25 protein-coding genes and 1 riboswitch are annotated in these 24,913 nt (G+C 68.6%); of the genes, 15 read left to right on the forward strand and 10 right to left on the reverse strand.

Annotation, left to right across the window (positions count from 1 at the left end; translation table 11 throughout):
• On the forward strand, nucleotides 1-132 hold a 132-nt coding region (locus I7S92_RS23440; protein ID WP_197641424.1), incomplete at its 5' end, for an integrase core domain-containing protein.
• On the opposite strand, the gene I7S92_RS03205 is transcribed toward I7S92_RS23440, so the two are convergent.
• The 3 genes from I7S92_RS03205 to metZ all read right to left on the reverse strand — a co-directional run bounded on the left by I7S92_RS03205 (nucleotide 129) and on the right by metZ (nucleotide 4,030).
• Nucleotides 129-1,577 (reverse strand): TrkH family potassium uptake protein, encoded by a 1,449-nt coding sequence (locus I7S92_RS03205; protein WP_197642038.1) that lies wholly within the window; start codon nucleotides 1,575-1,577, stop codon nucleotides 129-131. The two genes, I7S92_RS23440 and I7S92_RS03205, sit on opposite strands and share 4 nt — an antisense overlap.
• Nucleotides 1,578-1,611: 34 nt before the next feature.
• Nucleotides 1,612-2,697, reverse strand: a complete 1,086-nt coding sequence (folE2, locus tag I7S92_RS03210) for a GTP cyclohydrolase FolE2 (RefSeq protein ID WP_197642039.1) — start codon at nucleotides 2,695-2,697, stop codon at nucleotides 1,612-1,614.
• 151 nt (nucleotides 2,698-2,848) lie between these two features.
• On the reverse strand, nucleotides 2,849-4,030 hold the full coding sequence (gene metZ, locus I7S92_RS03215; protein WP_197642040.1) for an O-succinylhomoserine sulfhydrylase: 1,182 nt from the start codon (nucleotides 4,028-4,030) through the stop codon (nucleotides 2,849-2,851).
• 50 nt (nucleotides 4,031-4,080) lie between these two features.
• A riboswitch (SAM riboswitch) is annotated at nucleotides 4,081-4,158 on the reverse strand.
• Nucleotides 4,159-4,262: 104 nt separating this feature from the next.
• On the opposite strand from metZ, the gene I7S92_RS03220 reads away from it, so the two are divergent.
• Entirely contained in the window at nucleotides 4,263-5,381 is a 1,119-nt protein-coding gene (locus tag I7S92_RS03220; RefSeq protein ID WP_197642041.1) for a tetratricopeptide repeat protein, read from the forward strand.
• Between the two features lie 3 nt (nucleotides 5,382-5,384).
• On the opposite strand, the gene I7S92_RS03225 is transcribed toward I7S92_RS03220, so the two are convergent.
• The 3 genes from I7S92_RS03225 to ftsY form a co-directional block, all read right to left on the reverse strand.
• Entirely contained in the window at nucleotides 5,385-6,020 is a 636-nt protein-coding gene (locus I7S92_RS03225; RefSeq protein ID WP_197642042.1) for a hypothetical protein, read from the reverse strand.
• A gap of 96 nt (nucleotides 6,021-6,116) precedes the next feature.
• The gene (locus I7S92_RS03230; protein WP_197642043.1) at nucleotides 6,117-6,725 is read right to left on the reverse strand and encodes an inner membrane-spanning protein YciB; all 609 of its coding nucleotides are present in this window, start codon (nucleotides 6,723-6,725) and stop codon (nucleotides 6,117-6,119) included.
• 205 nt (nucleotides 6,726-6,930) lie between these two features.
• Nucleotides 6,931-7,935 (reverse strand): signal recognition particle-docking protein FtsY, encoded by a 1,005-nt coding sequence (gene ftsY, locus I7S92_RS03235; protein WP_197642044.1) that lies wholly within the window; start codon nucleotides 7,933-7,935, stop codon nucleotides 6,931-6,933.
• 167 nt (nucleotides 7,936-8,102) lie between these two features.
• Here ftsY and I7S92_RS03240 point away from each other — a divergent pair, with 167 nt between their 5' ends.
• From I7S92_RS03240 to I7S92_RS03255, 4 genes are read left to right on the forward strand one after another with little or no spacing between them, the layout of a single operon-like run.
• Nucleotides 8,103-9,173, forward strand: a complete 1,071-nt coding sequence (locus I7S92_RS03240; protein WP_197642045.1) for an alkane 1-monooxygenase — start codon at nucleotides 8,103-8,105, stop codon at nucleotides 9,171-9,173.
• 55 nt (nucleotides 9,174-9,228) lie between these two features.
• The gene (locus tag I7S92_RS03245) at nucleotides 9,229-9,621 is read left to right on the forward strand and encodes a hypothetical protein (RefSeq protein WP_197642046.1); all 393 of its coding nucleotides are present in this window, start codon (nucleotides 9,229-9,231) and stop codon (nucleotides 9,619-9,621) included.
• A complete protein-coding gene (locus tag I7S92_RS03250) occupies nucleotides 9,621-10,010 on the forward strand; it encodes a hypothetical protein (RefSeq protein ID WP_197642047.1) in 390 nt (129 codons plus the stop codon). The genes I7S92_RS03245 and I7S92_RS03250 overlap by 1 nt, the downstream gene beginning before the upstream one ends.
• Before the next feature lies 1 nt (nucleotide 10,011).
• On the forward strand, nucleotides 10,012-10,401 hold the full coding sequence (locus I7S92_RS03255) for a hypothetical protein (RefSeq protein WP_197642048.1): 390 nt from the start codon (nucleotides 10,012-10,014) through the stop codon (nucleotides 10,399-10,401).
• A gap of 118 nt (nucleotides 10,402-10,519) precedes the next feature.
• On the opposite strand, the gene I7S92_RS03260 is transcribed toward I7S92_RS03255, so the two are convergent.
• Nucleotides 10,520-11,407 carry a LysR family transcriptional regulator gene (locus I7S92_RS03260; RefSeq protein ID WP_197642049.1) on the reverse strand — a complete coding sequence of 296 codons (888 nt, stop codon included), beginning with the start codon at nucleotides 11,405-11,407 and terminating at the stop codon, nucleotides 10,520-10,522.
• Between the two features lie 97 nt (nucleotides 11,408-11,504).
• Between I7S92_RS03260 and I7S92_RS03265 the strand changes: the two genes are divergently transcribed.
• From I7S92_RS03265 to I7S92_RS03300, 8 genes are all read left to right on the forward strand, one after another.
• A complete protein-coding gene (locus I7S92_RS03265) occupies nucleotides 11,505-12,680 on the forward strand; it encodes a pyridoxal phosphate-dependent aminotransferase (protein ID WP_197642050.1) in 1,176 nt (391 codons plus the stop codon).
• Entirely contained in the window at nucleotides 12,680-14,872 is a 2,193-nt protein-coding gene (locus I7S92_RS03270; RefSeq protein WP_197642051.1) for a dehydrogenase E1 component subunit alpha/beta, read from the forward strand. Before I7S92_RS03265 ends, I7S92_RS03270 begins: the two co-directional genes overlap by 1 nt.
• Complete coding sequence (locus I7S92_RS03275) at nucleotides 14,869-15,921, forward strand: ACP S-malonyltransferase (protein ID WP_197642052.1); 1,053 nt, start codon at nucleotides 14,869-14,871, stop codon at nucleotides 15,919-15,921. The genes I7S92_RS03270 and I7S92_RS03275 overlap by 4 nt, the downstream gene beginning before the upstream one ends.
• Entirely contained in the window at nucleotides 15,918-17,417 is a 1,500-nt protein-coding gene (gene amaB, locus I7S92_RS03280) for an L-piperidine-6-carboxylate dehydrogenase (protein WP_197642053.1), read from the forward strand. Before I7S92_RS03275 ends, amaB begins: the two co-directional genes overlap by 4 nt.
• The gene (locus I7S92_RS03285; protein WP_197642054.1) at nucleotides 17,407-18,681 is read left to right on the forward strand and encodes an NAD(P)/FAD-dependent oxidoreductase; all 1,275 of its coding nucleotides are present in this window, start codon (nucleotides 17,407-17,409) and stop codon (nucleotides 18,679-18,681) included. Before amaB ends, I7S92_RS03285 begins: the two co-directional genes overlap by 11 nt.
• Nucleotides 18,682-18,953: 272 nt before the next feature.
• Nucleotides 18,954-19,958, forward strand: coding sequence for an ABC transporter substrate-binding protein (locus I7S92_RS03290; RefSeq protein WP_197642055.1), 1,005 nt, complete (start codon nucleotides 18,954-18,956; stop codon nucleotides 19,956-19,958).
• 90 nt (nucleotides 19,959-20,048) lie between these two features.
• Nucleotides 20,049-20,936 (forward strand): ABC transporter permease, encoded by an 888-nt coding sequence (locus I7S92_RS03295; RefSeq protein WP_197642056.1) that lies wholly within the window; start codon nucleotides 20,049-20,051, stop codon nucleotides 20,934-20,936.
• The gene (locus I7S92_RS03300) at nucleotides 20,929-21,963 is read left to right on the forward strand and encodes a quaternary amine ABC transporter ATP-binding protein (RefSeq protein WP_197642057.1); all 1,035 of its coding nucleotides are present in this window, start codon (nucleotides 20,929-20,931) and stop codon (nucleotides 21,961-21,963) included. The genes I7S92_RS03295 and I7S92_RS03300 overlap by 8 nt, the downstream gene beginning before the upstream one ends.
• 30 nt (nucleotides 21,964-21,993) lie before the next feature.
• Here I7S92_RS03300 and I7S92_RS03305 read toward each other — a convergent pair whose 3' ends face one another.
• Both I7S92_RS03305 and I7S92_RS03310 read right to left on the reverse strand, forming a co-directional pair.
• Nucleotides 21,994-23,040: a GlxA family transcriptional regulator gene (locus tag I7S92_RS03305; protein WP_197642058.1), complete on the reverse strand. Its 1,047-nt coding sequence runs from the start codon at nucleotides 23,038-23,040 to the stop codon at nucleotides 21,994-21,996.
• A gap of 12 nt (nucleotides 23,041-23,052) precedes the next feature.
• Nucleotides 23,053-23,277 (reverse strand): hypothetical protein, encoded by a 225-nt coding sequence (locus tag I7S92_RS03310; RefSeq protein WP_197642059.1) that lies wholly within the window; start codon nucleotides 23,275-23,277, stop codon nucleotides 23,053-23,055.
• Between the two features lie 84 nt (nucleotides 23,278-23,361).
• Here I7S92_RS03310 and I7S92_RS03315 point away from each other — a divergent pair, with 84 nt between their 5' ends.
• The gene (locus I7S92_RS03315; protein ID WP_197642060.1) at nucleotides 23,362-23,946 is read left to right on the forward strand and encodes an FMN-dependent NADH-azoreductase; all 585 of its coding nucleotides are present in this window, start codon (nucleotides 23,362-23,364) and stop codon (nucleotides 23,944-23,946) included.
• Between the two features lie 33 nt (nucleotides 23,947-23,979).
• Here the strand turns inward: I7S92_RS03315 and I7S92_RS03320 are convergent, their stop codons facing one another.
• Nucleotides 23,980-24,867 carry a LysR substrate-binding domain-containing protein gene (locus tag I7S92_RS03320; protein ID WP_197642061.1) on the reverse strand — a complete coding sequence of 296 codons (888 nt, stop codon included), beginning with the start codon at nucleotides 24,865-24,867 and terminating at the stop codon, nucleotides 23,980-23,982.
• Nucleotides 24,868-24,913: the final 46 nt, after the last annotated feature.

A 24,913-nucleotide genomic window follows, 5' to 3' on the forward strand; every position in this document is an offset into this window, starting at 1 on the left:
CCCACATCCGACGCGAGAAACGCCGATCTGCCGCGCTGGCTTGACTGGTTCAACCGATCAAGACCACACTCCGCACTCAACCGAACGCCTCCCCTCTCAAAGGTGAACGACCTCGTAAGAACTCACAGCTAGCGGCGCCAGAAGCTGGGCAGCACCATCACCAGGATCGCCAGCAGGCCCAGCCGGCCCAGGATCATACACAGCGACATGATCGCGATCCCGGCCGGGGGGAAGTCGATGAAGGTGCCGGTCCGTTCCACCAGGGGGCCGAAGCCGTAGCCGATATTGCCGATCGAGGTCCAGACCGCGAAGATCGCCGAGATGGTATCGACGCCCAGCAGTGACATCAACACGCTCATCAGCCCCAGGATCAGGATATAGCCCGAGACGAACAGGATCAGCGCGTCCAGCACGTCCTCCCCGACCGGGCGGCCGGCGTAGCGGATCGGGTCCACGCTGGAGGGATTGCCGATCCGCCGGATCTCGCGCCGAAGGACAGCGATCACCAGCTGCACCCGGAACACTGAAAGCCCCGCCGCAGACGAACCGGAGCAGGCCCCGACAACGCCGACCACGAAGGCCACGACCAGCATGAAGCCGCCCCAGGTCGGGAAGCTGCCCGAGAAGAACCCGGTCGAGGACACGATCGAGGTCAGGTTGAACAGCGCCTGGCGGAAGGTCGGCTCCAGCGCATCGCCCGTGGTCCAGACGCGCCAGGCGGTGACCGAGAGCACGGCATAGGCCAGCCAGCGCAGGTAGGCCCTGGCCTGGCTGTCCTGCCAAAGTGGCAGGGCCTGGCCGTTCACCAGCTGGACATAGCGGATGTAGGGCAGGCTGCCGAGGATCATGTACAACGCGCCGAAATATTCGGCCGCGGGGCCGAACTTGTTGAAGGAGGTGTCGGTCGGCGTGAAGCCTCCGGTGGCGATCGTCGCAAAGCCCGCGATCACTGCGTCAAGCGCCGCCATCCCGATTGCGGAATAGGTCGCGATGCAGGCCATCGTCAGGAGCGTGTAGACAAAGAGAAGCTGCCGGGCGATGTCGGTGGCGCGCGGCAGGGCCTTGCCGAAGGTGTCGAAGCCCTCGGTCCGGAAGAACTGCATTCCCCCGACGCGCATCAGCGGCAGGAAGATCATCGCGATGAAGGCGATTCCCAGGCCGCCCAGCCAGTTCAGCATCCCCCGCCACAGGTTCATCCCGGCGGGCAGCTCGTCCAACCCGAAGATCACGGTCGAGCCGGTGGTGGTGATTCCCGAGACCGCTTCGAAATAGGCGTTGTTCAGCGACAGCCCCGGCGCACCGATCCAGAAGGGCAAGGCCGCGAAGAACGGGACCAGCGCCCAGATCGCCGCCGTCAGAAGATAGGCCTGCCGCGTATCCATGGCCCGGCCCAGGGCGTTGCCGGTGGCCAGCGTCAGGGCGCCGCCGACGACGCCGGTCAGCGCGGCCGATTGCAGGAAGGCGATGCCGTTCTCCAGCCCCGCGCGCCAGTCGATGATGGCCGGAGCGAGCATCAGGATCGCGAGCACGATCAGGATGCGGCCGATGACATAGGCGACGGGGCGGAGGTCAACCATGGTCCGGCATGGCTACGCGGCCCCGCCCCTGCCGTCAACCGGCGTGGATCAGCCCCTGGAACAGGCGCGGGTCAAGGCTTTCGGCCGCGAAGGTCGCGCCCTCGGTCAGAAGGCTGATGGCGTCGTGGCTGTGCAGGCTCTCCTGGTGGCTGGCGACCACCCGGAAGTCGCCGATCCGCGGATCGGCCCGCAGCTCCTCGCAGAACAGCCGCGCCGCATCCTCGACGAAGATCGGGTTGGCGGCGTTCAGCTCGGCGAAGGCCTGCTCGTCCTCGCGCTTGACCATGACCTGGGTCTCGGTGACGACGGCGTTGCGCGCCAGTTCCACCAGATCCTCGATCCAGATCTCGCCTTTCAGCTCGACCGAAAGCCGCGCGACCGAGCGCTGGGAATGTGGCGTCGCCAGCTGCCCGCGCATCGACCGCGCATGTTCCGACAGCTCCAGAGAGCAGGGGCAGGTCGAACTGTAGACATAGTCCAGGTGCACGATCCGCTTGCGGACCCCCGCCACCTCGACCAGTTCCAGCGCGATGTCGTAATATTGCCAGCCCGACAGGCCCGAGCGCAGCGACTCCATCCGCATCGGAAAGGAGGCCCGCATCTGGATCCGCGCGTCGAACGAGCCGAGGTCGCGCATGTAGTCGTCCAGCGCCGCCTCGATCACGCCGAAGGAGAATTCCTTTTCGGCATGGGCATAGAAGGACCGCATGATGCGGCTCATGTTGATGCCCTTCTTCTCGGCCTCGAGGCTCACGGTGCCGGTCACGCTGGTTTCCAGCACCAACGCGCCGCCGTCGCGGGTGGCGAAACGGATCGGCAGGCGGAAATTCGAGATTCCGACATGCTGGATGCGCGCCTTGGCCCCCCGGATCAGGCTGGCCGGGCCGTTCTGCAGGTCGGGCATCGCGGCGCGGTAGTCGTCATCGGGGCGGAAGCTGTCGGGATAGGCGCGCGACAGCGCCGGATAGCCCTGCCCCGGCAAGAGGCAGCCGACCGAGGCATCCAGCCGCGCGATCTCGTCATCCGAGGACTTGCCCGCCCATTGCCGCAGCAGGGCCAGCGCGGCCTCGGCCTCCTCGCGTGAGGGCTTGCGGTCGAATTCGGGGGTATGGATGTTCATCGGGTGGTCCTTTCGGTTCAGGCGGGACCTGGCCCACCGTCAATTTCCGGATTGATTTACGCAGGAGCCCCGCCGCCGGATCACCCTGGTCCGGGGCAGATGTCCATCAGATAGGCATTTTGCGGCGGGACACAAGCGCTCTTTGCGACGCTCACGCCACCGAAAGCGCCCGGGTGAGGTCAGCGACCAGGTCCCCCGCGTCCTCCAGCCCCAGCGACAGGCGGATCAGGCCCGGCGTGATCCCCAGCGCGTCCTTCTGCTCTTGCGGCAGGCGCTGGTGCGTCGTCGTCGCCGGATGGGTGGCGATGGTGCGGGCGTCGCCAAGGTTGTTCGAGATCTTCACGATCTCCAGCGCATCCATGAAGCGGAAGGCCGCATCCTTGCCGCCCGCGACCTCGAAGGTGACGAGCGTGCCGCCCGACCCCATCTGCGCCATGGCCAAAGCGTGCTGCGGATGGCCGGGCAGGCCCGGATAGACCACCTTCGTCACCTTGGGATGCGCCTCCAGCGCCCCGGCCACCTGCAGCGCGGCATCGGCCATCGCCCGGCAGCGCAGATCCAGCGTCGCCATGCCGTTGAGATGCATCCAGGCGGTGAAGGGGCTCATGCTGCCGCCGGTGTGCTTCATGTAGGGCTCCAGCACCTTGCGGATGAACTCGCGCGTGCCGCAGACCACGCCGCCAAGCGCCCGGCCCTGGCCATCGACGTGCTTGGTGGTGGAATAGACGATCACGTCCGCCCCCTGCTCGACCGCGCGGGAGAAGATCGGGGTGGCGAAGACGTTGTCGCAGATCACGATGGCGCCCGCGGCATGGGCGATCTCGCTGACCGACCGGATGTCCACCAGTTCCAGCGTCGGGTTAGACATCGACTCGAAGAACACCGCCTTGGTGCCCGGCACCACCGCCTTGCGCCACTGGTCCAGATCCGCCCCGTCCACGAAGGTGACCCTGACCCCGAACCGCTGCAGCACCTCTTCCAGCACATAGAGGCAGGAGCCGAACAGCGCCCGCGCCGCGACCACATGATCCCCCGCCCTGAGGCAGGAGGTCAGCGCGCCCGAGACCGCCGCCATGCCGCTGGCGGTGGCAAAGGCGTCCTCGGTCCCCTCGAGCGCCGCGATGCGCTCCTCGAACATCCGCGTCGTGGGGTTGCCGTAGCGGGCATAGATGAACTCGTCCTCGCCGGCCTTGACGAAACGCGCCTCGGCGGCTTCGGCGGTGGGGTAGACGAAGCCCTGGGTCAGGAAGATCGCCTCGGCCATCTCGCCGTACTGGCTGCGGCGCGTGCCCTCGTGCACCAGTTGCGTGCGGGTCTTCCAGTCCTTCGTCATCGCGCAAGGCCCCCCGGCCAAGAAAAAGCCCCGGCAAACCCAAAGGTGCCGGGGCGATCCCCTTCACCTCTTTAGCGGCTTGTTTAACGTGGCCCGCAATCCGGTAACAAAGCGCCACGGGGGCCTGAATACGCCTGCCGGCGCGAAGGGTCAACCCGTCGCCCGGATCTTGCGGCCCTTGATTTTCCCCGGCGGGTAAAGGACGCTTCTCCTGCCCCAGCCGCAGGTTTCCATGCGTTCCTTGCTTTTCCTCCTTGCCACGCTTGTCCCCGCCCTGCCCGCCCTTGCGCAAGGCTGCGAGGACCGCAGCCAGGATCACGAGGCACGGATCCTGGCTTGCGACCAGGCCTTCGCCATGGCTTCGGATGCAGAGGCTGCCGCGATAGCGCTGGCCTTCAAGGGCGAGGCGCTGCGCCTGCTGACCCGCTTCGACGAGGCCGAGGTGGTGCTGAAGGATGCGCTCGGCTTCATGCCCGAGAATGGCTGGATCTGGATCGAGCTGGGCAACCTGGCCTATGACCGGGGCGAGCCGGCCGATGCGCTGGCGCATTACTCCGCCGCGCTGGCGGTCGAGGACAGCGCCGACGCCTGGGCCAACCGGGCCGAGGTCTGGTGGCAGTTTCGCCGCGGCGGGCGGTGCGATGCGGATGCCGACGAGGCGCTGCGGATCGACGCCGATTTCGCCTATGCCAACGAGATCAAGGGCCGCTGCCTGATCGACCTCGGCCGGGCGGAGGAGGCGCTGGGGTATTTCGACCGGGCGATCGCGCTTTATCCCGGCTACCAGAACGCCTGGCGCAACAAGCTGGCCGCGCTGGCCGCCCTCGGCCGGCATGAGGAGGTCGTCGCCGTGGCCGACGAGGCGCTGCGCCCCGGCGTGGTCCCCGATCCCCTGCCCGAAATCGAGGAGGACATCCTGTCGCGCCGGCTGCTGTCGCTGGCGCGGTATGCCCCTGCCGCCACCGTCACGGCCGAGGCCGACGCGCTTCTGGCGCGCTATCCGCACAGCCTGGCGGCGCTGGACGTGAAGGGCCGCGCGCTTCTGGACGAGGGCAGGCTGGAGGAGGCCGACCAGGTCACCCAGGCCCTGCGCCAGAATGCCGGGGGCAGGCCGATGGAGGCGTCCTATCACGACACGCTGGCGCAGATCGACGTCGGCATGGGACGGCTGGAGGATGCCTGGGCGAACTACTCCGCCGCGCTCGACCTGGATCCGACCCTGTCGCGGGCCTATGCCCGCAGCCTGTCGGGGCTGGGCTTCCTGCCGCTGTCGAACTCGCGCTCGGGGGTGCTGACGGCGCTGCGCCGCTGCCTTGACGTGAAGAAGTCGGCCTGCCGGGTGACCGGCTGAGGTTCAGACCGGGCGGGCGTCATCGTCCAGGTTGATCACGGTCAGCACCATGGCGCGCAGGACCATCTGGCCGATCACGGGCAGCACCGCCCAGAACAGAAGCCAGTGCGAGACTTCGACGGCGCGGATCATCGTCTCGTTCAGAAGCAGGAAGACGAAGTTGTAGACCACCATCATGCGGGTCAGGTTCGGCAGGTGGCCGCGCATCTCGGCATCCGGCCAGAAGCTGGCGGCGGTCGCGGTCTTACCCTGCACGACATCCACCAGGAAAAGGATCCCGATCGCCACATAGAAGACGCTCTGCATCCGCTGGCACCAGACCGGATCGTCCACCGCCGCAAGGACCAGGATCGGCAGCCCGGCGAAGGCCAGCGCGAAAAGCACCGTCCGCATCGGGGAATACCGCGTCAGCATCCGGCGGACCATGCCCTCGAACCCCAGGCCGACCCGCACCGCCAGCGCCGCGATGAAGGCGGTGACGAAGGCCTGCCCCTCATGCTCGGGGCCAAGCACCACCGAGAGGGCCGGGTATCCCAGAAGCAGCACCGCGCCGGGAAGGAAAAGCGCGCGCGACAGCGGCGGCAGATCCTGAAACAAGCTCAGGAACAGACGGACGAGGTCGAACGGATGACGGTGCATGGCGAACCCCCCTGAAGTTCGCCCCCTGTCTATCGGTGCATCAAGGCAGGTCTGGGGCAGGAACCGGACCGCCGCGCGGCATTAAGGTGCAACCGCTCAGGGCTTGTCCTCGGGCGGCTCGTCCATGTGCGTTTGCAGCATGGCGAAGTTCGCCATCAGGAACAGGAACAGCGCAACCGGCATCCCGAAGGTCTCGAGCTTGACCCAGAGTTCCGTCGACTGCGTGCGCCAGATCGCCTCGTTCGCGATGGCGAGGGCCGCGAACATCAGCGCCAGGCGGCGGGTGAGGATCATCCAACCCTCTGGTTTCATGGGCAAAGCCTCGGCCATCACCCATTGCAGCAGGCTGGTCCCGCGCATGAGCCCCGCGCCCAGGATCAGCGCGAAGGTGCCGTAGACGATCGTCGTCTTCATCTTGAAGAAGCTCTCGTCGTTGAACCAGGCGGTCAGCCCGCCGAAGAAGACGACCATGAAGGCGACGAAGATCTGCATCCGCGACAGCGTCCCGGTCAGCCACCACAGTGCCGCGATCGAGGCGAGAAGCAGCGGCACCAGCACCACCGCTGCCACAATGAAGCCCGAATATTCGGTGCCCGCGATGGCATACGACTCATCCTTGATCCACATGTAGATCGCGAAGAACACCAGCGTCGGCCCCAGTTCCAGGACCTGCTTCAGCACCGGGTTGATCTTCCGTTCAGCCATCCTCAGCCCCTTCATCCCCACGGCCCCCGCCGCGACCGCCCGTCACCTTCTCGCCCGGAATCCGCCAGCGGATCAAGGCGGCACAGCCGATCGAGATCCCGCGCCGGCCGAAGGAGAGATGGGCAGTGACCGCGCCCAATACACCCCGTTGCAGCAGCGGCACAAGCCTGGCGGCTTCAAGCTTTCGCCAGCGGCGCCGGGCGGATCATTCCGCCGTCCCGACCAGCGCGCGGGCGAAATCCTCGGGGTCGAAGGGGGCGAGATCGTCGATCTGCTCTCCCACGCCGATGGCATGGATCGGCAGGCCGAAGCTGTCGGCCAGCGCCACCAGCACGCCGCCCTTGGCGGTGCCGTCCAGCTTGGTCATCACCAGCCCCGAGACATCGGCGATCCTGCGGAAGATCTCGACCTGGGTCACCGCGTTCTGCCCCGTGGTCGCATCCAGCACCAGCAGCGTGTTGTGCGGCGCGGTGGGATCGACCTTGCGGATCACCCGGACGATCTTGGCCAGTTCCTCCATCAGGTCGGCCCGGTTCTGCAACCGCCCGGCGGTGTCGATCATCAAGAGGTCCGCGCCATCCGCCCGGGCCTGCGTCAGCGCGTCGAAGGCAAGGCTGGCCGGGTCCGATCCTTCCGGCGCGGTCAGGACGGGCACTCCGGCCCGCTCGCCCCAGATCTTCAGCTGGTCCACGGCGGCCGCGCGGAAGGTGTCGCCGGCGGCGATCACCACCTTCTTGCCCGCCGCCTTGAACTGGCTGGCCAGCTTGCCGATCGTCGTGGTCTTGCCCGAGCCGTTCACCCCCACCACCAGCACGACCTGCGGCTTCGTCGGGTAAAGCGGCATCGGCCGCGCCACGGGGCCCATGATCCGCGCCACCTCGGCCGCAAGCGCCTCGCGCAGCTCCCCGGTCGAGACGCGGCGGCCGAAGCGGCCCTCGGCGATGTTCGCGGTCACCCTGACGGCGGTGTCCACGCCCATGTCGGCCTGGATCAGCAGTTCCTCCAGGCTTTCCAGCATCGCGTCGTCCAGCACCCGGCGCGGCTCGTCGGCGCGACCGAGGAGACGGCCGAGGATGCCGGGCTTTCCGGCCTCCGGCTCGGGAGTGGGGGAAGCGGGCGCCTCGCCCTCGGTCACCAGCGCCTCGAGACCCTCGCCGATCTTGTCGGACGACCGGAACATCCGGTCCTTGAGCTTCTTGAAGAACGACATCGGCGGCCCCTGCTATTCCTGTTCCCACCTAGTCGCTTTGGCCGCGCATGGGAAGGCCAAGGCATCGGAGGCATCGGCGATACGCCCCGCCAGCGACACTATGGCAGTTGCATGGGACGGCAAAACCTCCAACCATCCGCCCCAATCCCTTGAAGGCCGCTCCGGCAATGACCCCGTCGCCCAAACCCCTGCCCCTGGCCGGCTTCGCGCTTGCCACCCTCCTGCCCCTGCCGCTCCTGCTCCTTGGCGCGGGGCTGGGCGGCGTCTGGCTCTGGGCGGCCTTCCTCTACATGGCGGTCCTGACCATCCTTCTCGACCAGCTGGTCCCGCTCACCTCGGGCGCGGCCGAAGGGGCCGAGTTTCCCGCCGCCGACATCCTTCTGGTGACGGTGGGCGTCGGCGCCCTGGGCGTGCTGCCGCTTGCGACCTGGGCCATCGCCGGCCCCGGCCCGCTTGGCGCCTGGGAGCGGGTGATCCTGTTCCTCGCCGCGGGCTTCTGGCTGGGCCAGGTCGCCCATCCCGCCGCGCATGAGCTGATCCACCGCCCGCGGCGCGAGCTTTTCCGGCTGGGGGCTGCGGTCTATGTGGCGCTTCTGTTCGGCCAGCACGCCAGCGCGCACCGGCTGGTCCACCACCGCCATGTCGCCAGCGACGAGGACCCGAACAGCGCCCGCGCGGGCGAGGGGTTCTACCGCTTTGCCCCGCGCGCCTGGGCGGGCAGCTTCGTCCAGGGCCTGCGCGCCGAGAGCGAGCTGCGCCGTCGCGGCAGCCGCCTGGGCCTGCATCCCTATTTCCTGTATGTCACGGGCAGCCTTGCCGCGCTGGTGCTGGCCCTTGCGATCGCGGGCCTGCCGGGGCTTCTGGTCTGGCTTGGCCTTGCCCTGCATGCGCAATCCCAGATCCTGCTGTCCGACTATGTCCAGCATTACGGGCTGACCCGCGCCCGCCTGCCCGACGGGCGGCTGGAGCCGGTGGGCCTGCGGCACAGCTGGAACACGGCGCACTGGTTCACCTCGGCGATGATGCTGAACGCCCCGCGCCATTCCGACCACCATGCCCATCCGCTCCGCCCCTTTCCCGCGCTGCGACTGCCGCCCGAGGACGAGGCCCCCCGCCTGCCCTGGCCCCTGCCCGTGGCCTGCGCGCTGGCCCTGGCCCCCCGGCGCTGGCGGCGGTTGATTCGCCCCCATCTCGCGCGGTGGCAGGCCGCCAGTCCGGCGCAAGACACGGGCGCTTGACTGGCCATCGCCGCCCGGCTCTGGCAGTCTGGCCGCGAACCTGACGGAGCCTCCGATGCCGCGCCTCTTCGCCGCCCTGATCCTGATCGCCACACCCGCGCTGGCCGAGACGCCGCTGACCGGGCCCGAATTCGACGCGGCCACGCGCGACAGCACGATCACCTACGACTATGGCGACGGCCTGTTCGGCACCGAGGAATATCTGGAAGGCCGCCGCGTCCGCTGGGCCTTCGAGGGCGATCTGTGCATCTACGGCGTCTGGTACCAGAAGGGCGACGAGATCTGCTTCGACTACGAGACCGACCCGACCCCGGCCTGCTGGCTGTATTTCCTGGAAGACGGCAAGATCCGCGGCCGCTACATGGGCGAAGGCGGCGGCTGGGAGATCCTGGAGTCCTCACGCGACGCGGGCCCCCTGCCCTGCGCCGGTCCCGACGTGGGGGTCTGATGCGTGCCCTCCTGCTGGCGCTGGTCCTTGCCACCCCGGCCCTGGCCGAACCCCCGCTGACGCCCGAGGGGTTCGAGGCGCATGTCACCGGCCATACCCTGACCTACCGGCAGTACGGAACCGTCTTCGGGATCGAGGAATATCTGCCCGGCCGCAAGGTCCGCTGGAGCGTGGCGCCGAACCAGTGCCAGTATGGCAGCTGGTATCCCGAGGGCGATTACATCTGCTTCGTCTACGAATACGACCCCGACCCCTCGTGCTGGAGCTTCTGGCTGCGCGACGGACGGCTGGTCGCGCTCTCGATCGCCGATGCGCCGGGGGCCGAGTTGCACGAGACCAGGCGTGACCGGACCCCGCTGCCCTGTCCCGGCCCCGACGTGGGTGCATGAGATGCGGCGGGTCCTGCCCCTGGTCCTGATCGCCGGCGCCGCCGGCGCCCAGACCCCGATGTCCCCCGAGGAATTCGAGACCTGGGCCACCGGCCGGACGCTGGATTACAGCCTGGACGGCATGATCCGGGGCAGCGAGGCCTATCTTCCCGGCCGCGAGGTCATGGATGCCGATACCGGCGGCCCCTGCCGCAGCGGCCGCTGGTATCCGAAGGCGGGCGCGGTCTGCTTCGTCTACCGCGACCTGCCGGGCGAGCATTGCTGGCACTTCTGGCGCGAGGGCGAGGCGGTATGGGCCCGGCCCCTGACCGCCGACCGCGACACCCCGGCGCAATCGGTCACCCCGGCGGCAGGCCCGCTTGCCTGCCCCGGCCCCGACGTCGGCGTCTGACCGCGCGGGTCACCCCGCCGCCCCGCCCGGCGGCAGGATGTGGCACCGCGCGGTCCGGCGGAAGCCGGTGATCCGCCCGCCTTCGGCGAAAGCCTGCAGCCGGGCGGCGCGGACGGGCTCAGGCCGCCGCGCCGCCTTGCAGCCATTTCAACAGTTTCTGCAAGGGGCGGCTCGGGTTCCAGAGCCTTGGCCAGACGATGTGATAGGCCCCGTCCACCTCGGTGAACCCCTCGACCGCCGGACGCAGCCGCCCGGCGCGGAACTCGGCCTCGGCCAGGAAGCGCGGCAGGAGCGCCACGCCGAAGCCCAGCGCCGCGGCCTCGGCCATCTGGGCGAACTGGTCGAACAGCATCCCGCGCAGATGGTCGGCCGGGCAGCCATGGCGGGCGAACCAGTCCTCCCAGGCACCCGGGCGGCTTTCCAGATGCAGCAGCGGCAGGGACTGCAGCATTCGCGGCGCCAGCGCCCCCAGCGGCACCAGACCGGGCGCGCAGGCCGGGATCACGCTTTCGCGTGCCAGCTCCAGATGATGCGCGCCGGGCCAGTCGGCATTGCCGAAATGGATCGCCGCGTCGAACGGCTCGCGCGTGAAGTCGAAGGGCGAGAGCCGGGTGCCGAGGTTGATGATCGTGTCCGGGTTCTCCTCGGCAAAGTCGCGCAGCCGGGGCAAGAGCCAATGCGTCCCGAAGGCGGGCAGGACCGCGATGTTCAGGCTGGTCCGCTCACCGGCCGCGCGGATCTTCAGGCTCGCCCTTGCAAGGTCCTGCAGATAGTCGCGGATCGAGGCGGCATAGTCGATCCCCGCCGGGGTCAGCGCCAGCCCCTTGCCCTCGCGTCGCAGCAGCGTCACGCCGATCTGGTCCTGCAGCGCCTTCAGCTGACGGCTGACGGCGGAATGGGTCAGCGCCAGCTCGTCGGCGGCGGCCGTGGCGCTGCCCAGCCGGTCCACCGCCTCCAGCGCAAGAAGCGAGCTGATCGAGGGCAGGAAGCGGCGCGGGGCGATCATGTGAGTTTTTCTCCAGCATGCTGGATCACAAGTCGCTCATTTTCGCGGCGGGGGCCAGCTAGAATGGCGGACGAACCTTGAAGGGATGCGGGAAGACATGACGCAGGCGGCCAGTTTCCACCGGGCAGAGCGGATCAGCAGGCTGGAGATTTCGGAAATCGTCCAGATCTCGGAACAGGCCGCCGCGCTGCAGGCCAAGGGGCGCGATGTCGTGTCGCTCTCGACCGGAGAGCCGGATTTCCCCACGCCGCCGCATGTGATCGAAGCCGCGCACCGGGCGGCGCTTGCCGGCCAGACCCGCTATACCGCGACCATCGGCACCCCCGCCCTGCGCGCCGCGATCGCCGCCGGGGCCGGCGTGGCGGTGGCCGATGTCATCGTCTCGACCGGCGCCAAGCAGGTCATCGCCAATGCGATGCTGGCGACGCTGGATCCGGGCGACGAGGTGGTGATGCCCGCGCCGTTCTGGACCAGCTATGCCGATATCGTCAGCATGGCGGGCGGCCGGCCGGTGGTGGTGCCCTGCGGGATGGAGGCGGGGTTCAGGCTCTCCCCTTCGGCGCTGGAGGAAGCAATCACGCCGCGCACGCGCTGGCTGATGCTGAACTCGCCCTCGAATCCGACCGGCGCGATCTATTCCGCCGCCGAATTGCGCGCGCTGGCCGAGGTGCTGGAGCGCCACCCCGGCGTCTGGATCCTGACCGACGAGATCTATGCCGAGCTGAACTTCCGGCCCTTCACCCGCTTCACCGACGCCGCGCCGGGGCTCCGGGACCGGACGTTGACGGTGAACGGAGTCTCGAAGGCCTGGTCGATGACCGGCTGGCGCATCGGCTGGGGCATCGGGCCGGCGGCCCTGGTCAAGGCGATGGCGGCGGTGCAGGGGCAGGTCACCTCGGGGGCCTGTTCCATCGCCCAGGCGGCGGCGCTGGCGGCGCTGACCGGCGACCAGGCCGGGCTGGCAACCCGCCGAGAGGAGCTTCGCGCACGGCGTGACCGGGTGGTCGCGGCCCTGCAGGCGGTGCCGGGAATCGACTGCCCCTCGCCCGACGGGGCCTTCTACGGCTTTCCGCGCATCACCGGCGCGATGGCGGCCACGGGCCATGCCACGGATGCCGAGTTCTGCCGCTGGCTGCTGCTGGACCACGGCGTCGCGCTGGTTCCGGGCCGTGCCTTCGGCCTCTCCGGCCACCTGCGCCTGTCCTTCGCCTATTCCGACGCCGACCTTGCCAAGGGCCTGTCGCGCATCGCATCCGCCGTGGGGGCCCGCTGATGGACCGCTGCGAACTCGTCCACGAGAACTTCCTGCGCCGCGTCGCCGCCCGCGACCTGCCGCCGGGACGTGAGCCGGAGGGCCCCCTGTCGCCCACGCTTGCCGTATCGCTCTACCGCTCCGGCTGCCTCAGCCGCGCGCTCGACCGGCAAAGCCGGGCGATGCAGCGGGCGGGACAGGGGTTCTATACCATCGGATCGTCAGGGCATGAGGGGCTGGCCGCCGTCGCCGCCGCGCTGCGCCCCACCGACATCGCCTTCCTCCACTACCGCGACGCGGCCTTCCAGATCGCGCGGGCCGGGCAGGTGCCGGGCCAGACCATGACCCGCGACATGCTGCTGTCCTTCGCCTCGTCGGTGGAGGATCCGATTTCGGGCGGGCGGCACAAGGTGCTTGGCAGCCGGCCGCTGATGATCCCGCCGCAGACCTCGACCATCGCCAGCCACCTGCCCAAGGCCGTCGGTGCCGCCTATTCCATCGGCGCCGCCCGCCGTCACCGCCCCGAACACGCGATCCTGCCCGACGACGCCATCGCCTATTGCAGCTTCGGCGACGCCTCGGCCAACCACTCCACCGCGCAGGGCGCCTTCAACGCGGCGCAATGGACCAGCTACCAGTCGGTGCCCCTGCCACTCCTGTTCTGTTGCGAGGACAACGGCATCGGCATTTCCACCAAGACCCCGACCGGCTGGATCGCCGCCACCTTCGCAAACCGCCCCGGCCTCAAGTATTTCGCCTGCGACGGGCTGGACATCTACGACACCTATGCCACCGCGCTTGAAGCGGCGGAGTATGTCCGCAGCCGGAAGAAACCCGCTTTCCTGCATGTCCGCACCATCCGGCTTTACGGCCATGCCGGGGCCGACATGCCCACCACCTACCTCCCGCGTGAGGAGGTGGAGGCCGAGGAGGCGAACGATCCGCTCCTGCACTCGGTGCGCCTGCTGGACCGGGCCGGGGCACTGACGCCCGAGCAGGCGCTGGCGATCTATACCGAGACCGGCGCGCGGGTGGCCCGCGTGGCGGCCGAGGCGGTGACGCGCCCCCGCCTGAGGACCGCGCCCGAGGTCATGGCCTCGATCATCCCGCCGCACCGCGATTGCCGGCCGACGAACGGCCCCGGCGCACAGGCGCGCGAGCAGGCCTTCGGCAGCGACCTCAAGGCGATGGACGAGCCGCAGATCATGTCGCGCCTGATCAACTGGGCGCTCACCGACCTGATGCTCGCCCACCCCGAGATCGTGATGATGGGCGAGGATGTGGGCCGCAAGGGCGGGGTCTATGGCGTCACGCAGAAGCTGACGGCCCGCTTCGGCCCGGACCGGATGATCGACACGCTCCTGGATGAGCAATCCATCCTCGGCCTCGCCATCGGCATGGCGCAGAACGGCTTTGTGCCGATGCCCGAGATCCAGTTCCTCGCCTATGTCCACAATGCCGAGGACCAGATCCGGGGCGAGGCCGCGACGCTCTCCTTCTTCTCGAACGGCCAGTTCACCAACCCGATGGTGATCCGCATCGCGGGCCTCGGCTACCAGAAGGGATTCGGCGGGCATTTCCACAACGACAACTCGCTGGCCGTCCTGCGCGACATTCCCGGCGTGATCCTGGCTGTGCCCTCGAACGGGGCCGATGCCGCGATGATGCTGCGCGAATGCGTGCGCCTCGCGCGCGAGGAGCAGCGGGTGGTGGTCTTCGTCGAGCCGATCGCGCTCTATCCGATGCGCGACCTTCTGGCCGACAAGGACGGCGGCTGGATGCGACGCTATCCCGATCCGTCGCAGACGATCCGCCTGGGCGAAGTCGGCATCGACGGCCAGGGCGCCGACCTTGCCATCGTCACCTTCGGCAATGGCTGCTACCTGTCGCATCAGGCCCGGCCCGCGCTGGAGGCGGCGGGGATCAGGACCCGCATCATCGACACCCGCTGGCTCTCGCCGCTGCCGAAAGAGGCGCTGACCGCCGCCGTCGCGGGCTGCGGGCACATCCTGGTCGTGGATGAGACCCGCCACACCGGCGGCGTGGCCGAAGGCCTCATGGCGCATTTCCACGAAGCCGCGCCCGGCATCCCCCTCGCTCGCCTGACGGCCGAGGACAGCTTCATCGCCACCGGCCCGGCCTATGCCGCGACCATGCCCTCGAAAGAGCAGATCATCGCCGCCGCAATCGCCCTGACCGGAGGTGCGAAATGACTCGCAGGACCGCCGTCGTGATCTGCCCCGGCCGGGGCACCTACAACGCGGCCGAACTCGGCTATCTCGGTCGCCACTTCCCCGACGCGGCCCTCCTCGCCCGCTTCGATGCGGTGCGCACTGCCGCCGGGCAGGAGAGCCTTGCCGCACTCGACGGCGCCGACCGCTTCAATCTTGCGCGCCATTCGCGCGGCGACAATGCCAGCGGGCTGATCTATGCCGCGACCCTGGGCGATTTCCTGTCCCTCGACCGGGAGGGCGTCGACGTGGTCGCCGTCACCGGCAATTCGATGGGCTGGTATTCCGCGCTGGCCTGCGCCGGGGCGGTGACGGCCGAGGCCGGATTCACCATCGCCAACACGATGGGCAGCCTGATGCAGGCCGCGCTGATCGGCGGCCAGACCGTCTATCCCTGGATGGACGAGGACTGGATCCCCCGCCCGGTGCGCAAGGCCGCGCTTCTGGCGCTGGTCGCCGACATCGCCGCCCGCCGCGACCATGCGCTCGCCCTCTCCATCGACCTGGGCGGCCTTCTGGTCCTGGCCGGGAACGAGGCCGGGCTGAAGGCGTTCGAATCCTCGGTCGATCCCGTTCAGGGCCGCTTCCCGATGCGTCTCGGCAACCACGCCGCCTTCCACACCGCCCTGCAGGCCCCCGTCGCCGCACAGGGCCGCGCCGCGCTGCCTGCGGAGCTGTTCGCCCAGCCCGACCTGCCGCTGATCGACGGCCGGGGCGCCGTCTGGTGGCCCGGCGCCACCGACAGGGCCAGCCTGCGTGACTATACCCTCGGCCATCAGGTGACCGAGACCTACGACTTCACCGCCGCCATCCGCACCGCCGCGCAGGAATTCGCCCCCGACCTCTTCATCGTCACCGGCCCAGGCACCACTTTGGGCGGCGCGGTGGCGCAATCGCTGATCCTGGCGCGCTGGCGCGGCATGGCCAGCAAGACCGATTTCCAGAAGACCCAGGCCGACCAGCCCCTCCTCGTTGCGATGGGCATGAGCGAACAGCGCGGCCAGGTCACCCAACAAGGAGCCATCAGATGACCCATTCCCCCATCCTTTCCGCCGCCGGCCTGACGCAATCCGACCTGACCGGCGGCACACTGGCCGTGCGCTCGCCCATCGACGGGGCGGAACTTGCCCGCGTCGCACAAACCGCCGCCGCCGACATGCCCGCCGTGATCGCCCATGCCAGGGCCGCCTTCGCCGAATGGCGCAGCGTCCCCGCCCCGCGCCGGGGCGAGCTGGTCCGCCTGCTGGGCGAGGAGTTGCGCGCCTCCAAGGCGGAACTCGGCGCGCTGGTGACGCTGGAGGTCGGCAAGATCACCTCCGAGGGCCTGGGCGAGGTGCAGGAGATGATCGACATCTGCGACTTCGCCGTCGGCCTGTCGCGGCAGCTTTACGGCCTGACCATCGCCTCGGAACGCCCCGGTCACCGCATGGCCGAGACCTGGCATCCGATGGGGCCGGTCGGCGTGATCTCGGCCTTCAACTTCCCCGTCGCCGTCTGGTCCTGGAACGCGGCGCTGGCGCTGGTCTGCGGCAATCCGGTGATCTGGAAGCCGTCCGAAAAGACCCCGCTGACCGCCATGGCCACCATGCGGATCATGGAGCGCGCCCTGGCCCGCTTCGGCGACGCGCCCGAGGGCCTGTGCCAGCTGGTCGTCGGCGGGCCCGAGGTCGGCGCCGCACTGGTCGAAAGCCGCGACGTTCCGATCCTCTCGGCCACCGGCTCGAGCCGGATGGGCGGCATCGTCGGCCCCAAGGTTTCGGCACGCTGGGGCCGCCCGATCCTTGAACTCGGCGGCAACAACGCCATGATCGTGGCGCCCTCGGCCGACCTCGACATGGCGGTGCGCGCCATCGTCTTCGGCGCGGTCGGCACCGCCGGGCAACGCTGCACCTCGCTGCGCCGCCTGATCGTCCACCGCTCCATCCGCGAGGACCTCGTGGCCCGGCTGACCAAGGCCTATGCCAGCCTGCCCATCGGCGACCCGCGCGCGGAAGGCACGCTGATCGGCCCGCTGGTCGACATGGCCTCGCGCGACCGGATGCTGGCGCAGCTCGACCGCGCAAGGGCGGAGGGCGGCGTGGTGCATGGCGGCGCGGCGGTCACCGAAGGCGTCCCCGCCGGCGGCGCCTATGTCACCCCCGCACTGGTCGAGATGCCCGCACAGACCGAAACCGTCCGCGAGGAAACCTTCGCGCCGATCCTCTACGTCCTGTCCTACGACCAGTTCGACGAGGCCATCGCCCTGCAGAACGAGGTGCCGCAGGGCCTGTCCTCCTGCATCTTCACCCTGAACCTGCGCGAGGCCGAGACCTTCCTCTCCGCCGCAGGATCGGACTGCGGCATCGCCAACGTCAACATCGGCCCCTCGGGGGCCGAGATCGGCGGGGCCTTCGGCGGCGAGAAGGAGACCGGCGGCGGGCGCGAAAGCGGCTCGGACGCGTGGAAGGGCTACATGCGGCGGCAGACCTCGACGGTGAACTACTCGACCAGGCTGCCGCTGGCGCAAGGGGTGCGCTTTGATCTCTGATCCGAACCTCTGGCGGGCCAGCGCCGCCGAAAGCGTCACGACCCCGCCGCTGGACGCCGACGTCACGGTCGATCTCGTCGTGATCGGCGGCGGCTTCACCGGCTGCGCCGCCGCCCTGGAAGCCGCCCGCGAAGGCGCAAGCGTCTGCCTGCTCGAGGCCGAGACCATCGGGCATGGCGGCTCGGGGCGCAATGTCGGGCTGGTGAACGCGGGCCTCTGGCTGCCGCCCGAGACCGTCAAGGCGCAGATGGGCGCGGCGGCGGGCGGCAGGCTGCTTGCAATCCTCTCCGAGGCCCCCGCCCGCGTCTTCGACCTGATCGCGCGGGAGAGCATCGACTGCGAGGCCACGCGCAACGGCACGCTGCACCTCGCCCATTCGCCGAAGGGCCTCGCCGACCTCAGCGAACGCCACCGCCAGGGCCGCGCCATCGGGGCGCCGCTGGAACTCCTCGACGCGGCCGAGACGGCGCGGCGCACCGGCTCGCACGCCTTTCACGGCGCGCTTCTCGACCCGCGCGCGGGCACGATCCAGCCGCTCGCCTATGCCCGCGGCCTCGCCCGGGCCGCCGCGGCGGCGGGGGCCGGGCTACATGGGCAAAGCCCGGTGCAGGCGGTCGCGCGTGCGGGCGACCACTGGGCCGTGTCCTGTCGCGGCCATCTGGTCCGGGCCAGGCGGCTTCTGGTGGCGACCAATGCCTATCATCTCGGCTTCGGCCCCCTGTTCCGGCCCCGGTTCGTGCCGGTCCACTATTGCCAGTATGCGACCGATCCGCTGCCGCCCGCCCTGCTGGAGAGGATCCTGCCGGGGCGCGAGGGCTGCTGGGATACGGCGATGGTGATGTCCTCGGTCCGGCTGGACCGGGCGGGGCGGCTGATCATCGGCGGCATCGGCAACGGCGAGGGCCCCGGCGCGCGGGTCCATGCCGCCTGGGCGCGGCGCAAGCTGGCCGCGCTCTACCCGCAGCTGCGCGGAACCGCCCTGCCCTACGGCTGGACCGGAAGGATCGCCATGACCAGCGACCATGTTCCGAAGATCCTCGCCCTCGGTCCCGACGCCTATGCCTGTTTCGGCTACTCCGGGCGCGGAATCGGTCCCGGCACCCTGTTCGGGACCCTGACCGCGCGCGCCCTTCTTGCCGGCTCGGAAAGCCCGTTGCCGCTGGCCCCGGTTCCCCGGCACGACGAGACGGCCCCGGCCCTGCTTGCCGCCTGGTACGAGGCCGGATCCTGCCTCACCCACGCCACGGCCGAACGTCGCGCCTGATCCGCGACCCGTCCCTTTCGGGGGGCGGGACCGCCCGATTCCAGCCCGTTTGCCCCTCTTTCACCGCGCAGGCACCACGGTCCTGCGGCGGCCAGGCCCTGCCGGCAAAGCCCCGCCCCTACCCCACCGGGCCATGTCGTCCTGTGCTTCGAAAGGTCGCTTTTCCTCGCATCGTGGCGTAAGGTTCGTTCATTGCTCGTCATGCACGGACCGCACGGCGGACATGCAATGACCGGCCTTCGACGGGCCGGGTCACTCGCAGGGAGACTTCGATGAAAACCACGCTCAAGAAACTTTCGCTTGCCACCACCGCCCTTGTCGGGCTTGCCGGCCTGGCTTCGGCGCAGGAATGCGGCGACCTGTCGATCGCCAGCATGAACTGGCAAAGCGCCGAACTGGCCGCTGCCGTGGACCAGTTCATCCTGAACAACGGCTTCGGCTGCAACGCCGAGATCATCCAGGGCGACACCGTTCCCACCATCACCTCGATGGTCGAGAAGGGCGAGCCGCAGCTTGCGCCCGAAGGCTGGATCGATCTGATCCCGGAAGTGGTGCAATCCGGCCTGTCCGAAGGCAAGATCGTCGGCGCGGCGACCATCCTGTCGGACGGCGCGGTCCAGGGCTGGTGGGTGCCGAAATACATCGTGGACGCCAACCCCGAGATCAAGACCATCGACGATGCGCTGGCCCATCCCGAACTGTTCCCCGATCCCGAGGATTCGACCAAGGGCGCGGTGCACAACGGCCCGCAGGGCTGGGGCGGCACGGTCGTGACGGCGCAGCTCTACAAGGCCTTCGGTGCCGAGGCCGCGGGCTTCACCCTGGTCGACACCGGCTCGGCCGCGGGCCTCGACGGCTCGATCGCCCGCGCCTACGAGCGTCAGGAAGGCTGGGTCGGCTACTACTGGGCCCCGACCGCGCTTCTGGGCAAGTACGAGATGGTCAAGCTGGAACATGGCGTGCCGCTGGACATGGACGAATGGAAGTCCTGCACCTCGAACGCCGAATGTGCCGAGCCGAAGAAGAACGACTGGCCCAAGGACACGGTGCAGACCATCGTCGCCAAATCCTTCGCCGACAGCGCCCCGGCCGAGGTGATGGACTACCTGAACAAGCGCTCCTGGACCAACGCGACCGTCAACGGCGTGATGTCCTGGATGACCGACAACCAGGCGACCGGCGAGGATGGCGCCAAGCACTTCCTGAAGGAGAACGAGTCGCTCTGGATGGAATGGGTCTCGCCGGAAGTGGCCGAGAAGGTCAAGGCCGCGCTCTGAGCGCCCGACTGACGCCGGGGGCGATATGTCCGCATATCGCCCCCTTGTTCTTCCCCACAGGGAAGATAGCACGAGACACGGACCCCTCCCATGGATTGGTTGACGACATTTCCGCAGATGGATGACACCCGCCTGCGCGACCTGAAGAAGGTCATCGACGAAGCCTTCCGCGGCTTCACCCGCAGCTATGGCGACGCCTTCGAATCCATGTTCGAGCCCTTGCGCATCTTCATGGTTCATGCCGAGCGGTTCCTGGTGAACACGCCCTGGATCGTGATCTTCGCGCTGATCGTGGGCATCGCCTGGGCGGGCAGCCGCAGCCGCAAGGTCGTGCTGGCGACGGTGGTGACCATGCTGCTGATCGGCTATTTCGGCATGTGGGAAGACACGATGAAGACCATCGCGATGATCTTCGTCTCGACCTTCATCTCGATCGTGATCGGCATCCCGATCGGCATCGCCATGGCGCGCTGGAACCGGCTGCAGTCGGTGATCAACCCGATCCTCGACGTGATGCAGACGATGCCCAGCTTCGTCTACCTGATCCCCGTGGTCATGCTTCTGGGCATCGGCAAGGTGCCGGGGCTGATCGCCGTGGTGATCTATGCCATGCCGCCGGTGATCCGCCTGACCAACCTGGGCATCCGCCTCGTCGACCGCGAGATGCTGGAAGCCGCCGACGCCTTCGGCTCGTCGAACTGGCAGAAGCTGAAGAACGTGCAGCTGCCGCTTGCCCTGCCGACGATCATGGCCGGGATCAACCAGACGATCATGATGGCGCTGGCCATGGTGGTCATCGCCTCGATGATCGGGGTGCAGGGGCTGGGCCAGCCGGTGCTGCGCGCGATCTCGAACCAGTATTTCACCCTTGGTGTGTTCAACGGTTTCGCCATCGTCGGCATCGCAATCATCTTCGACCGGGTAAGCCAGGCCTTTGGCAAACGCCTCCAGAAGCACAACGAGGTCATCCATGGCTGAGCCGATCGGGATCGAGATCCGCAACCTTTACAAGATCTTCGGGCCGAATGCCGCCGCGCTGATGGCGGCAGTCCGCGACGGGATGACGAAGACCGAGCTGAACGACAAGCACCACCATGTGCTGGGCCTGAACAACATCAACATCTCGATGCCGGCGGGCCGGATCCAGGTGATCATGGGCCTCTCCGGCTCGGGAAAATCGACGCTGATCCGGCACATCAACCGGCTGATCGACCCCACCGCGGGCGAGGTTCTGGTCGGCGGCGAGAATGTGGTGACCATGTCGCCCGACGCCCTGCGCGAATTCCGCCGCCACAAGACCGCGATGGTGTTCCAGAAGTTCGCCCTCCTGCCGAACCGCACCGTGCTGGAGAACGTCTGCTACGGGCTGGAGATCCAGAACGTCCCGCGCGCCAGGCGGGTCGAGGCGGCGATGCGCTGGATCGAGCGGGTGGGCCTGAAGGGCTTCGAGTCGAAATATCCCAACCAGCTTTCGGGCGGGATGCAGCAGCGCGTCGGCCTCGCCCGCGCCCTGACCAACGACGCGCCGATCCTGCTGATGGACGAGGCCTTCTCGGCCCTCGACCCGCTGATCCGGGTGGACATGCAGACCGTGCTCCTGGATCTGCAGAAGGAGATCCGCAAGACCATCGTCTTCATCACCCACGACCTGGACGAGGCGCTGCGGCTGGGCGACGCGATCGCGATCCTGCGCGATGGCGAGATCATCCAGCAGGGCACCAGCCAGGACATCGTCCTGCGCCCGGCCGATCCCTATATCGAAAGCTTCGTGCGCGAGGTGAACCGTGGCCGGGTGATCCGGGCCGATGCCGCGATGACCGCCCTGCCCGAGGGCGCGGCCCCCGCGATCGGCGTCGACGGCACCACCACGCTCGAGGAAGCCGGCCGCCTGATGGTCGAGAACGCCGCCACCAGCCTTGCGGTGCGCGACCCGGCCTCGGGCCGCCCGGTGGGCATGCTGTCGATGGAGGCGATCCTGCGCGCCGTCACCTCGCGCGGGGAATAAGACGCCGGGGGCACCGCGCGGGCGGTGCCCTCACCCCCCGGCCTGGGCCGGGCGCTTCTTGCGGAAATGCGAGAAATTATGCGGCGAGATGCCGAATTTCTTGCGGAAGCTCTTCGAGAAATGCGCGCTGGAGCCGTAGCCGCAGGCCACCGCCACGTCGATCACGCTCATGTCGGTCTCGGCCAGCAGCGCCCGCCCGTGCTGCAGCCGCACCCCGTTCAGGTATTGCAGCGGGGTCATGCCAAGGTTCTTCTGGAACAGCCGCTCGATCTGGCGCCGCGAGACGCCGACATGCTCGGCGCAATCGTCGATGCGGAAGGTGTCCTCGATGCATTGCTCGATGTAGTTGACCGCCTTCAGCAGATGCCGGTTGCGGCTGCCCAGGCGCGAGGTGAGCGAGGTGGTCTGCTCGTCCCCCTCGTCGCGGCGGCGCGTCAGCAGGCACATGTTCATCACGGTCTGGCTGAGTTCCGGCCCGCAATGGTCGTCGATCAGCTTCAGCACCAGATCGGCCGCCGCCACCCCCCCGGCGCAGGTGACGATACGGTCGTCGACGCAGAACACCTGCCATTCGGGGGTCAGCTTCGGGAACAGTTCCGAGAAGCTGCGGATGTTCTCCCAGTGCAGGGTAAAGCGGCGGCGGTCCAGGATGCCCGCCCGCGCCAGCGCATAGGCCCCGGTGCAAAGCCCGCCCACGATCCGCCCGTGCCGCCATTGCGCGCGCAGCCAGTCGGTCAGCGCCGGCGAACAGGCGGCATCCGGCTCGACCCCGCCGCAGACCAGCACATAACCCGGCGCGGCCAGCGGCGGCAGCGGGCCGTCGGGCAGAAGCGGCACCCCGTTGGAACAGGCGATGGGCTGGCCGTCCTCGGAGAAGACATGCCAGCGGAACAGCACCTGCCCCGCCAGCTGGTTCGCCACCCGCAGGGGCTCGATGGCCGAGGTGAAGGCAAGCATGGTGAATTGCCGCATCAGCACGAAGGATACGGTTATCGGCTCGACCGGCGTGGACAGCGTGACATGGGCGATGCCACGCGAGACGAACTGCCGGCCCTGGGGCGAAACGGGGCTGGTCATGGCGGCTCTCCGTTAAATGCAGCCGGGGACCCGCGCAAGACGCTGGCGCGGATTTGATCGACCTGTCCAGATGTATTCCATCCGCGGCGCGAATTCGAGAAAGGCCCGCAGCGCGGCCACGGCGTCCTTGTGCGACGGATGGACGATGCGGATGGCGGTACGGACGATCTCGCCATTGTTCGAGGCGAAGCGGGGATGCAGGGGCGGCCCGACAAAAGCATCCCTGTATTTTCGCACAATATCGGTGCTTGGCGCGGCCTTGCGTGCGGGCATCGCGAGAGGCATCTCGCCTCTGCAACCCCGAACTCCAGGATATCCGCCATGACCAAAATTCTGCGCATCGAAAGCTCGATCAAGGGCGAAAACTCGGTCTCCCGCGATCTGACCGACCGCATCGTCGACCGCCTGACCGCTTCCGGTGACGCGACCGTCACGCTTCGCGATCTCTCCGGCGGCGTGCCGCTGATCACCGCCGACTGGATCGGCGCCGTCTTCACCCCGGCCGAGGCCCGCGACGCCGAGCAGGCCCGGATCGCCGCCTTCTCGGACGAGCTTCTGGCCGAGGTCCGCGCGGCCGACGTGCTGGTCATCGCGCTGCCGGTCTACAACTTTGGCGTGCCCGCAACCCTGAAAAGCTGGTTCGACCATCTGGCCCGCAAGGGCGAGACCTTCAACTACACCGAAACCGGGCCCGTCGGCCTTCTGACCGGCAAGCGCGCGATCATCGCCATGGCCTCGGACGGCACCAAGATCGGCTCGGCGATCGACTTCGCCTCGGGCTATGTCCGCCACATGCTGGGCTTCTTCGGCATCACCGAGGTGGAATTCATCGCGGCCGACGCGGTGCTGTTCGGCGGCGACGTGGTCGCCCAGGCCCGCACCGCGATCGGGAAGATCGCCGCCTGAGACCTTCGGGGCCGCCTTCGGGCGGCTCTTTCCTCAGTCGCCCCGCGCCAGGCTTGGCGGCGAATAGGATTTGGCGAAGCTGCCGGCGATGTAGTCCTCAAGCCGCAGCAGCGCCTCGGAACGGTTGCCGGCCGCGCGATGCAGGCGCAATTCCAGCTGGCCCAGGTTCGGCAATCCGTCCCGTTCGGTCAGGGTGCGGATCCCCGAGGGGATGGTGCTTTCCGCCATGAGGGTAACCCCGATTCCGGCGCGCACGGCAGCCGAGATGCCGTTGTAGCTCGAACTGATATAGACGATCCGCGACAGGCGCTCCGCCTGGTTCAGCCCCTGCAGCATCCGGCTGCGATAGATGCAGGGCGGCGGGGCCAGCACCAGGGGCAAGGGGCTCTGCAGATGGCTGGCATGATCCTCGCCGCCGACCCAGACCAGGGGCTCGGTATGGATCGGACGGCCGCCGTCGGGGGCCGAATCCTCGTGCAGCGCGATGACCAGATCGAACTCGCCCTCCTGCTGGGCGCGCAGCAGGGTCTTGCTCAGGTCGCTCGTCACCTCGAGCATGACGTTCGGGTGGGTCTGCGCGAACTTGCCCAGGAACTCGGGCAGAAGCGAGGCGGTGTATTCGTGCGGCGCCCCCAGCCGGACACGCCCGGCGACCTCCGACTGGCGCAGGTTCATCAGCGCCTCGTCGTTCAGCGCCAGGATCCGGCGGGCGTAGTTCGCCAGCGACCGGCCTTCCTCGGTCAGGTTCAGCTTATGCGCAGAGCGTTGGAAAAGCTGGACATCCACGATCTCCTCCAGCCGCCGGATCTGCAGGCTGACCGCCGATTGCGTGCGGCCCACCAGCGCGGCCGCCAGGGTGAAACTGCCGCAGTCCATGACCTTCACGAAGGTCCGCAACAGGTCGGTCGGAATGTTCTGCATGGCTGCCTCAGCATAAGCATGGCTCATGCTAAGATAAGAAGAATGA

The sequence above is a fragment of the Tabrizicola soli genome (assembly GCF_015999335.1).
Classification (GTDB): Bacteria; Pseudomonadota; Alphaproteobacteria; order Rhodobacterales; family Rhodobacteraceae; genus Tabrizicola; species Tabrizicola soli.

Excerpts from the sequence above, each read along its gene's own strand:
- I7S92_RS03205 (WP_197642038.1), bottom strand. The coding sequence starts at position 1,577 with ATGGTTGACCTCCGCCCCGTCGCCTATGTCATCGGCCGCATCCTGATC.
- folE2 (WP_197642039.1), bottom strand. The coding sequence starts at position 2,697 with ATGAACATCCATACCCCCGAATTCGACCGCAAGCCCTCACGCGAGGAG.
- metZ (WP_197642040.1), bottom strand. The coding sequence starts at position 4,030 with ATGACGAAGGACTGGAAGACCCGCACGCAACTGGTGCACGAGGGCACG.
- I7S92_RS03220 (WP_197642041.1), top strand. The coding sequence starts at position 4,263 with ATGCGTTCCTTGCTTTTCCTCCTTGCCACGCTTGTCCCCGCCCTGCCC.
- I7S92_RS03225 (WP_197642042.1), bottom strand. The coding sequence starts at position 6,020 with ATGCACCGTCATCCGTTCGACCTCGTCCGTCTGTTCCTGAGCTTGTTT.
- I7S92_RS03230 (WP_197642043.1), bottom strand. The coding sequence starts at position 6,725 with ATGGCTGAACGGAAGATCAACCCGGTGCTGAAGCAGGTCCTGGAACTG.
- ftsY (WP_197642044.1), bottom strand. The coding sequence starts at position 7,935 with ATGTCGTTCTTCAAGAAGCTCAAGGACCGGATGTTCCGGTCGTCCGAC.
- I7S92_RS03240 (WP_197642045.1), top strand. The coding sequence starts at position 8,103 with ATGACCCCGTCGCCCAAACCCCTGCCCCTGGCCGGCTTCGCGCTTGCC.
- I7S92_RS03245 (WP_197642046.1), top strand. The coding sequence starts at position 9,229 with ATGCCGCGCCTCTTCGCCGCCCTGATCCTGATCGCCACACCCGCGCTG.
- I7S92_RS03250 (WP_197642047.1), top strand. The coding sequence starts at position 9,621 with ATGCGTGCCCTCCTGCTGGCGCTGGTCCTTGCCACCCCGGCCCTGGCC.
- I7S92_RS03255 (WP_197642048.1), top strand. The coding sequence starts at position 10,012 with ATGCGGCGGGTCCTGCCCCTGGTCCTGATCGCCGGCGCCGCCGGCGCC.
- I7S92_RS03260 (WP_197642049.1), bottom strand. The coding sequence starts at position 11,407 with ATGATCGCCCCGCGCCGCTTCCTGCCCTCGATCAGCTCGCTTCTTGCG.
- I7S92_RS03265 (WP_197642050.1), top strand. The coding sequence starts at position 11,505 with ATGACGCAGGCGGCCAGTTTCCACCGGGCAGAGCGGATCAGCAGGCTG.
- I7S92_RS03270 (WP_197642051.1), top strand. The coding sequence starts at position 12,680 with ATGGACCGCTGCGAACTCGTCCACGAGAACTTCCTGCGCCGCGTCGCC.
- I7S92_RS03275 (WP_197642052.1), top strand. The coding sequence starts at position 14,869 with ATGACTCGCAGGACCGCCGTCGTGATCTGCCCCGGCCGGGGCACCTAC.
- amaB (WP_197642053.1), top strand. The coding sequence starts at position 15,918 with ATGACCCATTCCCCCATCCTTTCCGCCGCCGGCCTGACGCAATCCGAC.
- I7S92_RS03290 (WP_197642055.1), top strand. The coding sequence starts at position 18,954 with ATGAAAACCACGCTCAAGAAACTTTCGCTTGCCACCACCGCCCTTGTC.
- I7S92_RS03295 (WP_197642056.1), top strand. The coding sequence starts at position 20,049 with ATGGATTGGTTGACGACATTTCCGCAGATGGATGACACCCGCCTGCGC.
- I7S92_RS03300 (WP_197642057.1), top strand. The coding sequence starts at position 20,929 with ATGGCTGAGCCGATCGGGATCGAGATCCGCAACCTTTACAAGATCTTC.
- I7S92_RS03305 (WP_197642058.1), bottom strand. The coding sequence starts at position 23,040 with ATGACCAGCCCCGTTTCGCCCCAGGGCCGGCAGTTCGTCTCGCGTGGC.
- I7S92_RS03315 (WP_197642060.1), top strand. The coding sequence starts at position 23,362 with ATGACCAAAATTCTGCGCATCGAAAGCTCGATCAAGGGCGAAAACTCG.
- I7S92_RS03320 (WP_197642061.1), bottom strand. The coding sequence starts at position 24,867 with ATGCAGAACATTCCGACCGACCTGTTGCGGACCTTCGTGAAGGTCATG.